Here is a 15,414-nt window from a genome sequence, read left to right on the forward strand (position 1 = left end):
TTGACACATTGTGTGCTTAGTGGGATATTAAAATTAAGTTTTGTTGTGTAAAACTTAATACAAAATACAAAATACAAAATACAAAATACAAAAAACAAAAAACAAAGGAACGAGTAGTTGCTTTAACTTAAACGACTACTTGTATCCATATCCTTTGAGGGAGACATATCATGTCGATAAAAAGACAAGGGTTTAAACTAAGTACACTATCGCTTGCGATAATGGCTACTGTAAGCTTCAGTGCTGCGGCATTTGAAGAAAAAGCCGAAACTATTGAGAATAAAAAAGCGGCGACTGCAGCAGTAGAAATTAATAAAGATGAAGATAAACAAAAAGCTAAAAATGACGAAGTAGAAGTCATTGAAGTCACGGGTTTCCGTGGCAGTGTGATGAAATCTATGAATGCTAAACGTTTCTCAAGTAACGTTAGTGATTCTATTTATGCTGAAGATATTGGTAAATCGACCGATCAAAACATTGCTGATGCACTGTCTCGTGTAACAGGTGTTTCGGTGCAATCAGCCGATGGTGAAGGTACTAAAATCACCGTTCGTGGCGCCAATCCAAATCAGAACGTTATCACCATGAACGGTGTTACATTAACAAGTTCAGATGAAAACCAATCGGTCGACTTAAGTACATTTTCATCAGATATTCTATCGCACATTAACGTTATTAAAACGCCAAGTGCTGATCACGACGAAGGCTCACTTGGTGCAACGGTTCAATTGAATACGACTAAACCACTTGATGTAAATAGAAACATCAGAACCGCTACGGTTCAAGGTCGCTACAATGACTTTGCTGATGAAAATGATTATAAAATTTCAGGCACAATCTCTCACAAATTCCTAGACGATAGCTTTGGGGTATTATTTTCCGCTTATGATGAAACATCATCAGTGCGCAAAGACCAGTTAGATGTTGGTAAATATGAAGCGTTTGCTGTTGATAAAGCCCGTGATTTAGACGGTAATATTGTCACTGATACGCATGCGCTTATTGCAAGTAATCTAAAATACTCGTTATTCCAGAATAAACGTGACCGTCAAGGTGCAACCCTTTCATTGCAATTTTTGCCCACAGACAGTACCAACATTAGTTTTGATGCCATTTATGGTAAACAAGATGTCGTTACATCGAACGATAATATTTCGGTTAGATCAATTGCGGAGTCTAAAAACTTTGTTGAAGGTGTACCGAACAATGAACTGAAGCGAATTGAAAACAACAAAAACGTTATTTATGCGCCATCATTCTCGGATCCTCAAGAAGATTGGTGGACCATTGATACCAAAAACAAAACCTTAGTAAAAAGCTTGAACCGTTTTGCTGATGGTGGTTATGGACGTGTAACTGGCGCAGACAGTACTACAAACCATGTACTTAACTTAACACTTGAGCAATACGTAACCGATGATTTTAAATTTGATGTTGGTGTTAACTATTCAAAAACTGAATTAGAGCCAGAATCAACTTACGTGGTTAATTTAATCGGTGGTAAGTACGGTAAGCAATGGGCAGGTGAATATGGTACGCCGCATACAGGTATTAAACCTGCCGGTTATGACTGCTCAAGTGGTAGCTGTGTAATTGTTGGCTCTGAAGGGTATGTGTCGGCTGAAGACCCAACACAACAGTATGATGGTAGAACAAGTACCGCATTTAACCCTGAAGACTTTACTGCTCAAGGAACGAACAACGTTAGAATTCGTGATAAAGCGATTGAAGATGAACAAAAAACCGCTTTTATTGATTTTGATTGGGAACTTGATTTTTATGGGCTAACCAAGTTTGAATTTGGTGCGAAATACTCTGAACGCACCAAAATGGTAGACGACCAAGAAGGTGACTTTGAAAACGCAGGTAAAGCAATTATTGTCGATATTTACGATCCTGACGGCAATATTACCGGAACACGTGTTGTTCAACCAGGTCAAAGTCTTGGTGCTGTTCCTGTAGCAAACTACTTGTCGGATGAAGAATTTCCATATAGTGATTTTATGGCTAGTTTAGGTATTCCGCAAAGTAATGTTACTGACGGTTGGCCGCTAGTTTCTGCAGAAAAACTATTTGAATTAGCAAACTCTACTGAGAGTTTACGATACACAGTAGACCCATCTAAAAGTCGAGAAGCTGAACTTAAAAACCAAGCGGCTTACGTGAAGTTTAGTTTTGAACCTATGGATAACTTAACCGGTGATGTTGGCTTACGTTGGGTAAGAACGGATGTCAGCACCTCAGGTTATTCTGGTGTACATTATTTCGCCGGCGACCCACTTGATCGTGTTTATGACCCATTTTTATTTGCACAACTTAGAAATGAAAACCTGTCACCATGTAATATAGACAGAACCTATCCAAATGGTGGTTCTCAAGGTGGTAAGCATAACCGAATTGACGGCACAGGCTGGGATTACAACGGTACGCCAGACGACTTTAGTGATGATGTAAGGTGGGAAGGTGCAGGAGATAACTACCCTTGTTATGATCCTGATACCGAACGTGAAAACATTGCCCACTGGAAAGTTAACCGTCACTTAGATTCCAGCCATGTGCCTCGTTATATTTGGGGTGACAGCGCTGACCCTGCACTAGCTGAAGACCGCAGTACAGATATCTTCCAAACTTCAGGTGAGCATTCTTACGAGCTGTTTTTACCAAGTTTAAATATTAACTACCAAGTGAATGAGAATATCATTACTCGTTTTGCTGCATCAAAAACGATGTCGAGACCACCGATCGATCTGTTAAAACCAGGCTTCGAAGTAAGAGAAGGTATTTGGGGCGCTGACTACACCAATAAAGGCTCAACAGTAACGCTTTCTAATACTAAGCTAGAGCCTGAAGAGTCGGTTAACCTTGATGTATCTTTTGAGTGGTATTTCAATGAAGCTGGTATGTTAGCCGCAACCTTATTCCATAAGGATATGACTAACTTTATTGGTCAAGAGAACTTAACGACCTATTTAACGGATTTACGTTACCTTGATACAACGCAAGGCTTCGATGCGGCAAACTTATTGAAATCGGCAGATCAAGTGCAAGCAGACTTCAATGAAGAAACGATTGATGGCGTAGGCGCTGGAGCATGTTTCCCTGACCGTGGTAACGTAGCTTCGCTTAATAAAGACTGGTGGTATAGTGATCAATTAATTGATTACTGTAAAAAATTCAGTGTAACAACCAGTCGTAATGGTGCATCTCAAACAATTAAGGGCGCCGAACTTAGTTATAACCAAACTTATGATTTCTTACCGGGTATTTTTGGCGGTTTAGGTACTCAAATGAGTTACACCTATTCTGAAAGTGAAACGGCAGTAGAAGCTTCATCTCTTGATGAAACTATTGTTTTAAAATCGTTACCTGCCGCATGGACACCTAAACATAGCTACAACGCAACCGTATTCTGGGAGCAAGATGGACACCAAGTGAGACTGGCTTATCGTGGTAAATCGGATGAGTTAGTGCGTTCATTTATTGATGGCGGTCACATATGGCGTGAAGGTCGTGGTGTTTTAGATTTATCTATTAACTATAAAGCGACGCAAAATATTCTTGTTTCATTCCAAGCGATTAACCTAACAGACGAAGCGGTACGTGATTACTTCACTAGCGACAGCATAGTTATTGGTGAAGAAATATTCGACGAAGGTAATGCCTTAGAGGGTGGTGTTAATAGCTCTCGCACTCGAGCTGAGTACAAAACTGGCAAAACATACCGTTTAGGCGTTCGAGTTAACTTTTAAGAATAAGGAATTATGATGAATTTTAAATTAAAACATTGGGTAGTACCGACCTTATTAACTATGTTAGCAGGTTGTAACAGCTCAGACAGTGACGAAGCAGCAAACCAAGCCCCGCAGCTTACGATGCCCGAATTACTTGAAACAGAATACAGTACGTTGCAAGAAGTTTATGATATCTCGACTGACCAAAATGTAATGCAAGCGCAATACACGTTCAATGAGTCTGATACGTTTGATAATGGCGCCGTTCATTTTGATATTGATTTATTAAAAGGTTTTACCGATGCCGATGATGGACAGCTTTTATCCATTAAAAACTTCAAATACGTTTGGGTTGGCCCTGACTGTAGCGATACCATAGTTGCTGCAGCCAACTACCCTGAAATTTGTGAGCCAATTTTAACGCCTTTAGGTTATGAAATTGGACAAGCTGATTTATTGTTTGAAGATAGAAAGATTATTAGGAAAGCTCAAAACTATCCAATAACAGATGAAATTCTGTACGGATTTGAGATGAAACAAACGGTGCTAACCGTTACACCTAAGGAATTTGTGCCGATTCTTTATCAAGATGAAGTATCTGTAGTAAATATTTCTTTTGATGTTACTGACGGTATCGACTCAGTTAGACACTATGTTTTAGCAAAAATTGTCGGTGAAAATGTCGCTCCTGAGTTTCTTGAATTAGAAGCAGATGGCAGCCCTGTAATGGTTGATGGCGAAACACAACCATTAGCACCTCATGAAGTTGATGTTTCTGAAAAGTCAGAAAAAGTCACCGTTAACGTACTTGAAGGCATTTACGACCAGGATATTTATCAAAACGAAGCCTTTGCTAGAGAAGTGGGTGATTTAGACGACTACTACGTTTATCACACCGATACTTCATATAATCAAGAAAACATAAATATTAACTTTAATATTACTAATATTACCTTTGATGGTGTAACACAACCGGTAGACGCCGACGGTAACGAGGTTTCTTTTACGAATACCATGAGAGTAGAAGATCCTATCACCGGTAGACTTATTGGTTTTGAAATTAGCTTCGATCCAACAAAATTTGCCGATCAATTAGCTAGAGGTGAAGTTGGTATTGTTACTTATAACTTTACCGTAACTGATGGTAATAATGCCGATAATGTGACTGAACGTACTGCAACCTTTAGAGTTCAAGGGGCAAATTTACAAAATGAGCCAGCATTTGAAGGTCCATTAGAGAAAGAGATTTTTGCTCATGCTGATATTACAACATTTGATTTACTTGAAGGGGTATTAGACTTAGATGGCGACCCGATGGAAATTATCGATGTTGTGGTTCCACCTGAAGCCGAAGTATTTGGTATTGGAGTGGCCGCAGACGGCTCTATCGTTGTTGACCCATATGCATTTTTATATATTGAAAAAGGTGAAACTGAAGAATTTAACTTTGCTTACAAAATCACTGATGGCACGTTAACTTCAGCTGAACGCATGTTCACACTAACGATCAAAGGTGCAGACGTAAACCTCGTTATTGATGGTACATTTGAAGACGGTGTATTAGGCGAGCATTGGAAAACAAGTAACGGTACTAACGCTGAAGACCCAGCGGGTGTTGTCGTTAATACTGACAGTGCATTTACAGGTAACTACGGCGTTGAAACCTTAGTGAATGATGTGGGTATTCGTTTACATGCAGATGGTATTAAGCAAGATGAAATAACGGAAGACGATAGCTTTTATGTTTCATGGCAAAGTAAATCACGCCCGGTAGCAGAAGGTGGTGTAGGTAAATGGGAAAACATCGTTGTTTCAATTAAAAATGCATTTACTAATGCCAATGTTTATACCCCAGTATTTTCGACAATGCGCGGCGTATATTCACAAACATTACATACCGTTGACTTTTTACCCGATAACTTTTTCGAAGAAGATGAACCTATCGAAATTAAGTTATCAGGTAAACAAAGTATCACATTTGATGATGTTCGATTAGTTAAATATCGCTCGACTGAAGCAAGAAACTTAGTGAAAGGTAATGATGGCCACTTTAATAGCGGTACTGCTGCTAACTGGGCGATGTCTGACGCTGATTCAACGATTGCGGTTACCGAAGAAGCCAATCAAGATGATAGCAACACTCAAACGCGATATGGCCTTGAACTTACCAATGGTGCAAATTGGAATAGCGCTCGATTATTACCTAATGGTATTAAACAAGGTACATTTAAGTCAGGTATTCGTTATATTGTTGAATTTGATTTTCAAAATACCGGTGCAGATACTTCTAATTTAGAAGCACTAGAACTTAAGCTTGTTGACCAAACATCAGGTAACTTCATCGCAAGTCCAAAAAACAGGTTATCTAAATCGACGACAGAATGGCAGGATTTGCGCTTCCATTTTGTAACGGATAGTGAAACGGTTTATTTTGGTAATAATAAACCACTAGCTAGCGATACTGAATTTGACTGGTCACTGGCAGATGACGTAAGGCTTGATATCACTATGCCACCTAATACTACCTTTAATATTGATAATGTTCGCATTTATCCAGTACCCGAGTAGTAAATGATATTTTAACTTAAACAGCAAAAGGCCTTGTGATTAACAAGGCCTTTTTTATATAAAAGCTACTATAAAAATAGTCGACATCCTTTCATCGCTTTGCCCGCCAAGTGGTTTTATTATTCACTACTGACTATTTAATATCTGTTAAATCATTCATCATTAGTTCGTTAATTAGCTCATTCATTAATGATTACCAATCGCTGTATCCTTACCTGTTTTAACTGCCCACCCTACTATGTGAATTGCTCCTCTGGCGTTATCAACAAGCCAAATAAAGCTTATCGAACTAATGCCTTAAGAAGTTCAGTGCAAAACTTAAGTCACTTACAAAGAGTTAATCGCGCAAGTGCAAAATTGAATGTACTGATGTCTTCATGATCAGCAAAAAGGAACCCTAACGTTTCAATATAAATTGATTCACGATACGGGGTAATGACAAGTGATAATGAATTCAATCACTAAGTTATCGCAGACTGAAAGTGTGACTGTGGCTGTCACCGTGGCTAGGAACAATTGATATAAATGAGCTAGGGGTGCAATGAGGTGATTAGGGGCGTTCTGGCAGGCTAGAGAATATGTGCTGGTTACTTTCGCTGCTAGTAGAACACTAGCAACGAGAATAACCAGAAATTGGTCGTGCTTTAGTGGGTTTTATATAACTTATTTACTGGTACATCTTTTATTTTTTGTACTTCACCATTACGCCATTTAATATCAATCGACTTAATGATTTCTTCTGATCCCAAGCCAAAATGCACAATATTGATCAGACTTTGAGAAAACGACTCGCCAGTAGAACCGACGCGTTTAAGGTAACGTTTACCCGAACCTGTGGTTAGTGTAACCACGGCTGAAACAGGATCGATATTATCTTTAGGGCTATAGTCAACATGTACTAAGGCATAATTGCCAAGCTCTTTAGTGTCATTTTGGTATAAATACCAATGGCCTTCTTCTTCACTACCATTGAGTAAATCTATTTTACCGTCTAAGTCAAAATCAAATGCTTGCCCCATATCTCCGTGCCCAGGATCATTGATATCTTTCGCGCCATGAGCAGTAAACTGTTCGAATGCACCTTTACCGTTATTTAATAACACTAAATCGGCAATTCTTTCTCGAAGAAAACCATAGCGATAAACAAACATATCTTCATGGCCATCGTTGTTTAAATCACCATGAGTCACCCCCCAGTGATCTCCACCTGTTGGTATATTCCACTGAGCAGAACCATCAACAAAATGGTCGCCTTGATTAATAATAAGCACATCAGATTCGTTTCTGTTATTAGCTTGCCAGTCGTAATTCACATCATTTAACCCCGTAAGGGAAAAAGTCACCGTCCAATAAACGTTTTGTGTTCTAACCCACTCGGCTTGCCATTGTCCATTACCTAAGTAACCGATATACAAACCATTTTCTTTACGTTCTTCCGGCCAGCCTAGTGCATCATCAACATCGATATCAAGGTAGTCGTCAGCATATTTCATTTCTGCTGGTAACTGTGAGACTTGAAAACCTTTAGCTTTAACAATTTTTCTCTGTTTATCTTTACCTAAGAATATTGCATAGCCACCGTTATACTGACGGTAGGTTAATTCCATATCTGATAACTTTATCGCACCGTCACTTTGAAAACTAATGGCAGTTGTGCCTTTTTCGCCATCATCTCGTATATCAAGTTTCTTTTTATTGGGGTTAAAATCGATCGATTTTTTTGATAATAAATAATGCGTTTTACCACGAGCAAAATAGAGATCTAACAAACCGTCGTTATTGACATCAACATCGGTTGCAGTGATCACCGCACTCTTTCCTTTAATTGCGTTTGGTAACCATTTCTCTGACACATCGGTAAAGGTTAAATCACCATTGTTTTGCCATAACGACACAGGTGAGAAAACAACAAAGTCATCTTTTCCGTCATGATTAAAGTCAGTAATTAATACTCGCTCACCCGCTGAATCTTCAACACCTTTAATGTTTATTTTCTTGAATGTACCATCGCCATTATTGTGGTAAAAAATTTGTTGTGGACCGTCGTAATTTGGCGTTTTAGCGTTAAATAAAGCCAGATCTAATTTGCCATCTAGGTCTAAATCAATCCAACGAGGTGCTCGTCCGCGTGCAGGTGTCGCAATGCCTGCCTTGGCAGAAACATTGATATAATTACCATTATCATTATTAAAAAGTGCATATGACGTTGGGCTAGTTCCATTTGCGCCGCCCAAGGCAACCATTAAATCTAAATCACCATCATTGTCATAATCACCAAAAGATGAACCATGGAAGTCTTGCGGACTTGGAAATAAACGCTTAATAGAAACTTTGCCATTCCCCTGATTAGTCACTAACTGCGTGGGGATATGATTATGATTATTTAAAGCAAAGTCATAATCGCCATCGTTATCAATATCGCCAATCGACGGTCCGCCATATTTGTAAGTTTCTTCCGTGACTAACCCGATTGCTTTTGAAACATCTTTAAAGTTTGGTAACACTAGCTCATTAACGTCCTCGAAGTGCACCGCGCTTATGGTAATGTTATTGCTTCGGCCAGAAAATCTAAGCGTTTGTTGGCCCAATTTATTGAAATTTACCAAGGCATTTAAGGTTTGCTTACCCGCTTTAGGCACATCAATATTATCAATTAATAATTCATCGTCTGCATATAAGCTTAAACTGCCATAACCTTTATCAACATCTACCTCGATGACGAGTTTTTTTAACAAAGTTCCATTAACAGTGTACGGAACTTTGAAATCACGCAGGTTATTAATGATGATATTTTTTTCAACAAAATTTAATGACTGAGTTTGAAAGCTCGATATCAAGTTTTCATCGGGCGTTGTTATATTATTGCATGCACTTAATGAATACATTGCTGTTGCAACAGCAAAAAATTGCAGTGCTCTTTTGTTGCTATAGGTGGTCATAATAGTCCTTAACTTTTCAGAATTAATTTCTTCTCAGCCGGTTATATTGAGCCAGTTATTTTTAATAAAAATTTATGAATAATGTTAATTGTTTACAATAATAACAGAAGAAAATTTTTTTGTTTATGCCTTATCAAAAATAACTTGAATATCAATACCGAAGATAATGAAAACTAGCGTCACCAAAGACGCATTTTTAATGCTTTTGGCGAGTTTAAAACTTGCTACAACTGAATGCTATCGTGTAGCAAGTGAGTAACCTTATTATATGTTTTTACAAAGTTTCTATATGGCTAGTACTCATATTAGGGCTAGCCTTATCAAGTTTATATGCTTATTGAATAAGTTGATTTAATGTATAGTAAACGCTACCGACACTTACCTGACGATCGTTAATATCTTTTATGTTAGTAAAGTCTATTTGCACAACTTTATCGGCAGTCAGTGGTAGTTCTATGTCGACTTCATAGCCGTCTTGTGACAAGTTCACTTGACTTATTTTTAAGCGCTTTTGGTTATGTTTTGGCGAACCATAATTACTGGAATAATGATAATTCCATTCTTGGGCATTAAAATGTGTTGCGATAACACTGTCTACGTCTAGTTTTTCGGTAAATTTGAGTTTAAACCCTTTTTTAGTGAGCTTAATATCTAATAGTTCAAATGGATTGCTTCCATCCCAAACAACTTTCTGTAAACCAAACGGCTTACCGCCTTTTGCGCCCCAACCTCTTGCTGTTTGTCCTACCCAAAGTTGTCCATGCTTGTCAAAATTGACGCGAATGTTGCCACTTTGAAAGTTATTCATAAAGTTAATGACTGCACCTTGATAAACACCATTCACTTTATCTAATAGTACTCGAAAGATATTTGACTGAGTTTGGTCGCCAATAAAAATCTGCCCCGAAAAAGGTCCAAATTTTCCAGCGGTTGTATCCCACTCAGGGTTACCTGGCGAGTTTGCCACTTCTACGTGAGGTATCCAAACAACAGGTTTTTCGCTCATTGCTGCTAATGTTTCTAGCGGCAGCGCCGAAATACTTTTTTTAGTGTGACCTTCAATTTCAATGAGTGATACTGGGTGCCCGTAAAATTTATCTTTTTGTAATAAGTGCATTTTAGACGTTGGTACCCAATCACCTTGGTTGTCAGTGAAAAACACTTCGCCTTGCGGGCTAGCACCAATACCAGCAGGAGAGCGTAAACCCCAAGCATAAGGAATAAATTCACCCGCTTGATTAACTTGAAAAGCAAAGCCGCGGTAGCCACCTGCACTTCCCATCGCGCCAAGTGAAAAAGCATTCGGATTACCATGGCTTAGATTGAGGGTCCCGTATAGATTACCTTTGTCGTCTTTTACTGGACCGAAAGTAAATTCATGATAATTATCATGAAATTCCCAATCGCCGGCCACATATTCGTAGCTATCAGAAATACCGTCATTATTGGTATCTGTCAGGCGGGTTAGCTCTGGTTTTTGGGCAACAAGTACCGAACCATCGTCATCTATTAATAAACCGGTTGGTTCATGAAGCCCTTCGGCAAATTTAAACCATTGTTCATTGGTATAACGCCACACATCACCAAAACGCGTGGCGACATAAACTGTGCCATCTTTGGCGCTGTCTAAACCGGTAATATGAAAACGCACATCTTTTGGGGTTTCAATTGTTTCTATGCTATATCCATCCGGTTTGTATATTTTTGTAGGGGCATTTTGTGCAAAACTACATAGTGACACTAACGAAAAAGCTATGGCGGTAAGCGGGAATTTTATTTTTAACATCGTCAAATCTTCTATTTATTAATCTGAGCAGAAACAGTAAAGCCGCCTTGAGTATCTGGTGTAATAAACGCCTTGCTATCGTTTATTTTACCCTTGGATACAAGCCAACTCAGTTTATTGCGTTGTGGTAGGTTAATTGTTAATGGCGCTTTTGTTGCTGACGTAATTTGGTAGTGAAAATCAATACGGTGATCATTAGTAGCACGCGCTGTTAGTGCGTATTCAACCCCTGCAATTTGATAATTAAATACCGGCTCTTGGTCAATCATTTGATAGCCTTTGTACATACATTTAGTGTTGGTCGCTTGATGATTAACGCTGTTAGGTGAATGAAATACCCAGTCGCCTAACGGTAAACTGCCATCTTGCCCTCTGCCACCAACATTTGGACCGACATTAAGCAGGTCTCCTTGCCATAAACCCACAATGGCACATGTTCGCGTATTAAAGGCATAATTTATTTTGGCGGGCAAACCAACAGAAACAGAATACGGTGGTACCTTCATCACCTTTTTACGTTGTACTATGGTTTTGCTAACCGCCTTCACCTCAACCTTTTTTTCTGCCATTATTGCTCGAGCACGAGTTGATATTGGAAACAACTTAATCGATAAATCATCATTGGTGACAATTAAAGGAAGGTTTCTTTGATTAAGCTTATTTTTGCCCGAATGGTAGCTCAATTTTAGATGTTGTTTTCCACGGGCTAATTTCCAGACGGGATCCCACTCACCTTCGCGCTTAACTTGTTTACCATTAACTTCAACCGTCAGGTCTATTCGCTTGCCCCACTGAACCCAAATTTGGGTAACTTGATCCTTGAATGTATAAAAATCACCTTCAAACTCAATAATATAGTTTTGAATTTCAGGAAGCTGAAAATCAGCAAAATTATTGGCAAGACTACCTTGTTTTATTAATTTACTGGCTTTGATCACTTTGTCGTTTTTATCAGTCATCTGATAAATTTTATAAGTTAACTTATCAAAACCGACTCGTTTAGACAGCACATATGCAACGATGGATTGTAATTCTGCTTCTGAATAAACCGCATCAAAGCCTGGCATACCAGCCTTTGCAAAGCCTTTTTTTATATTTGATAAAATACTTGAAGGTTGGCTTCCATGTATCCATTCGCCGTCTTTAAGATTAAAACCAGATGCTCCACTTAAATCTTTGGAATGGCACGAGGCGCACATTTGATTAAATAATGTTTGGCCTTGTGTTGTTGTTTTTTTATCTTGTGAAAGCGCGACAATTTTATCATCGAGTGAATTAGCATTAACATTTGTCGACGCTAATAAAACAAACATACTTAGCATTGTCTTTTTGCATAAGTATCTGATGGTATTGATCATACTATAATTCCCTAACCCAAATATTGCGGTAACTGACTTTGTCACCGTGATCCTGTAAAACAATAGGGGCACAGCCATGAGCTTGGTACGATGGCTTTCCTCTATAAACAGTTCTACCTTGCAGTTCAAAATGGTTTTGAACCAAAATACCGTTGTGTAACACGGTTACGTATGCTGGAGTTTTTAATGATTTGTCATGATTAAATTCAGGAGACGTAAAGATAATGTCAAAACTATTCCATTCACCAGTTGGACGCATTGCATTGACCATGGGTGCAGACTGTTTATAAATAGCTGCTGCTTGGCCATTGCTATAGGTTTGGTTTTGATATGAGTCCAATACTTGTACCTCATATCGGCCTTGCATAAATATGCCGCTATTCCCTAATTTTTGTCCTTTTTTTCCTTGCGCTTTGGCAGGTGAACGCCATTCTAGGTGTAATTGCATATTACAAAAACTTTGTTTTGTTTTGATGCTACCTGAGCCTGGGCTGACAGTTACCACCCCCTGTTCAATTTGCCATTGTGGTATTTTGCCGTGGTTATCTTGCCAAGCATCGAGGTCTGTACCGTCAAACAATGAAAAAGCATCCGACGGAATTTTGCCCGGCGTAACGATTTCTGGTACTGGAGTCCATTGTTCGGTTACTTTAGGATCAATCTTATTTGCACTTACCGCGCAACTTAAACTCACTAAACCTATCAACCATATGTATATTATTCTTTTCATCATATTCCATAAAGAAATTTATATAAGTACAGCAAACATCTGAAATACATACATATTTCCATAATAAATCTCATCTGCATTGGTATTTTTGACTTATATGCCAATCAATAGCATCAATCAAGGTTAACATCGTTTTGCATATAAAATAAATAGTTTACATTTAATAACCAAAACAAAAGCGTCACAAACACAAGGTCAAAATCAAAGATTAATATTAAAATTCAAACCCTTATAATTATTGATAACATTTAACAATTTTATTTTATTCTGGTTCACCGACTGCTTTTAAGCTTATAGTGAAAAAAAACGTATTGATTAACCATTGCTAAATATTACAAGCGATGTGGTACGTGCATATATAAATAACAGGATGTGAAATGCTTAAGTATTGGTTTATTTTGTTACAAGCCCTTGTATTTTTTGGCTGCAATACAACGACTGAATTCTGTGAAGACACTGAGGTAGCAGCAATATAACATTCTATATATTATGACCGACGATAACTCAGCTCAAGCAATTGGTAGGTATGGCGGGCGTTTGGCATCTCTAAATCCTACACCACATTTAGATAAACTTGCTCAGGAAGGAATGGTATTCGATAATGTCTTCGTCACTAATTCGATTTGCAGCCCGAGCAGAGCGTCAATTATTACAGGGCAATATAGCCAAACCAATGGCGTTCAAGACTTAAAAGGAGGCATCAGCGAAGAGAAACAATACTTGCCTAAAGAAATGAAGAAAGCGGGTTATGAAACCGCTTTAGTGGGAAAATGGCATTTGAAACATGAACCAAAAGCATTTGATTATTACCAAGTATTACCCGGACAAGGACGATATTTTGATCCTGAGTTTAGAGTTAGAGGCAATAAATCTTGGCCACTAGAAACTAAAAAATACCGTGGACATTCATCAGATATCGTTACTGATATTTCAATTAATTGGTTAAAAAACAGAAAATCGGGCAAACCATTTTTCTTAATGCATCAGTTCAAAGCGCCCCATGATTACTTTGAGTATGCTGATCGATATAATCACTATTTAGCACAAGAAACCATACCTGAACCTGTCGACCTATATGGTATTAAAAAGAGTTTTGGCTCTCCGGCTACACGGGGTTATAACGACGAACTGGTCAGCGAGATTGGTACATCTATTTCGAAACGTAATCCACGTCGCAATTATGGACAACATTATAATATCGATCCTAATTTATCCGATAAAGACTATACACACCAAGCGTATGTGAAAGGTTATCTTAGGTGCATAAAAGGTGTGGATGATAATATCGCACGCCTGATTCAAGCATTAAAAGACCAAGGTTTATATGAAAATACAATCATCGTATATACCTCAGATCAAGGCATGATGTTAGGAGAGCATGACTATCAAGATAAGCGATGGATTTGGGATGAATCTATTAAAATGCCATTTATCATTAAGCACCCAAATATGCCCAATGTAGGGCAGCGGAGTGACTTATTAATTAATAACACAGACTTTGCTCCATTTCTGTTGGATTTAGTCGGTAAACCCACCCCTCAATACATGCAAGGGCGCAGTTTTAAGTCAGCATTATACGGGAAAACACCAGACAATTGGCGTACCGCGACCTTATATCGTTATTGGACCCATCGTATGTATCATGACGTTCCTGCTCATACAGGACTGCGCACTAAGGATTATAAATTAATTTTCTTTTACGGCGATAATTACCGTGACCTGCCTTTTACCTTTTATGATAAAAACTGGCGTAAAACTACAGGAAAAGAACCAAACAAAATGGTAACACCAGCAGGTTGGGAGTTATATGATTTACGAAATGATCCTAACGAGCTAAATAATGTTTATCATGATAATCGTTATCGCTCCATTATTGACGAGCTAAAAGCCGAACTAAAAAAACAGCGGTTAACGTATAATGAAACTGATAGGAATTACCTTAGAATGCAAACTATTTTCAACAAGCATTTTAACGATTAACCCACCTGTTGTCCGTAATACAGTTAGGAATAAAGCGTAATAACGCTCTTTCTTAGCTGTGCCTTTTTCTTAACTTTTCCTTTTCTTAGCTTTGCCCTTATATCGTTGCTTGCCACTGCTTAATCATAACTAATGATATCTGCAATACCTATCCTAGCAGCGACATGCTTTGTCAAAACACAAACATAGCTAATAAACAGATACTTACATATTAGATGAGCGTTTCCTTCATATTGCATTGTGAATTATCTTTACAAAATATTGTATTTTGTTAACATTTAAACAAGTGTGCATTAAATATTAATAATAGGCATCGTATCAA

At 38.3% G+C, this 15,414-nt stretch carries 7 protein-coding genes; 3 read left to right on the forward strand and 4 right to left on the reverse strand.

Annotated features, from left to right (window positions below):
* Positions 1-170: 170 nt before the first annotated feature.
* Both ACRRSQ_RS07485 and ACRRSQ_RS07490 read left to right on the forward strand, forming a co-directional pair.
* The gene (locus tag ACRRSQ_RS07485) at positions 171-3,749 is read left to right on the forward strand and encodes a TonB-dependent receptor (RefSeq protein ID WP_440875090.1); all 3,579 of its coding nucleotides are present in this window, start codon (positions 171-173) and stop codon (positions 3,747-3,749) included.
* A 12-nt stretch (positions 3,750-3,761) separates the two neighbouring features.
* A complete protein-coding gene (locus ACRRSQ_RS07490; RefSeq protein WP_440875091.1) occupies positions 3,762-6,299 on the forward strand; it encodes a hypothetical protein in 2,538 nt (845 codons plus the stop codon).
* A 644-nt stretch (positions 6,300-6,943) separates the two neighbouring features.
* On the opposite strand, the gene ACRRSQ_RS07495 is transcribed toward ACRRSQ_RS07490, so the two are convergent.
* From ACRRSQ_RS07495 to ACRRSQ_RS07510, 4 genes are all read right to left on the reverse strand, one after another.
* Positions 6,944-9,238, reverse strand: a complete 2,295-nt coding sequence (locus ACRRSQ_RS07495; RefSeq protein WP_440875092.1) for a CRTAC1 family protein — start codon at positions 9,236-9,238, stop codon at positions 6,944-6,946.
* Positions 9,239-9,572: 334 nt separating this feature from the next.
* A complete protein-coding gene (locus ACRRSQ_RS07500) occupies positions 9,573-11,024 on the reverse strand; it encodes a DUF7133 domain-containing protein (protein WP_440875093.1) in 1,452 nt (483 codons plus the stop codon).
* A gap of 11 nt (positions 11,025-11,035) precedes the next feature.
* On the reverse strand, positions 11,036-12,382 hold the full coding sequence (locus ACRRSQ_RS07505; protein ID WP_440875094.1) for a c-type cytochrome: 1,347 nt from the start codon (positions 12,380-12,382) through the stop codon (positions 11,036-11,038).
* Position 12,383: 1 nt separating this feature from the next.
* Positions 12,384-13,112, reverse strand: coding sequence for a 3-keto-disaccharide hydrolase (locus ACRRSQ_RS07510; RefSeq protein ID WP_440875095.1), 729 nt, complete (start codon positions 13,110-13,112; stop codon positions 12,384-12,386).
* 486 nt (positions 13,113-13,598) lie between these two features.
* On the opposite strand from ACRRSQ_RS07510, the gene ACRRSQ_RS07515 reads away from it, so the two are divergent.
* The gene (locus tag ACRRSQ_RS07515; RefSeq protein ID WP_440875315.1) at positions 13,599-15,092 is read left to right on the forward strand and encodes a sulfatase family protein; all 1,494 of its coding nucleotides are present in this window, start codon (positions 13,599-13,601) and stop codon (positions 15,090-15,092) included.
* Positions 15,093-15,414 lie beyond the last annotated feature (322 nt).

The organism is Thalassotalea sp. PLHSN55, assembly GCF_052030545.1.
GTDB lineage: Bacteria > Pseudomonadota > Gammaproteobacteria > Enterobacterales > Alteromonadaceae > CANMXU01.

Excerpts from the sequence above, each read along its gene's own strand:
- ACRRSQ_RS07485 (WP_440875090.1), top strand. The coding sequence starts at position 171 with ATGTCGATAAAAAGACAAGGGTTTAAACTAAGTACACTATCGCTTGCG.
- ACRRSQ_RS07500 (WP_440875093.1), bottom strand. The coding sequence starts at position 11,024 with ATGTTAAAAATAAAATTCCCGCTTACCGCCATAGCTTTTTCGTTAGTG.
- ACRRSQ_RS07505 (WP_440875094.1), bottom strand. The coding sequence starts at position 12,382 with ATGATCAATACCATCAGATACTTATGCAAAAAGACAATGCTAAGTATG.
- ACRRSQ_RS07490 (WP_440875091.1), top strand. The coding sequence starts at position 3,762 with ATGATGAATTTTAAATTAAAACATTGGGTAGTACCGACCTTATTAACT.
- ACRRSQ_RS07495 (WP_440875092.1), bottom strand. The coding sequence starts at position 9,238 with ATGACCACCTATAGCAACAAAAGAGCACTGCAATTTTTTGCTGTTGCA.
- ACRRSQ_RS07510 (WP_440875095.1), bottom strand. The coding sequence starts at position 13,112 with ATGAAAAGAATAATATACATATGGTTGATAGGTTTAGTGAGTTTAAGT.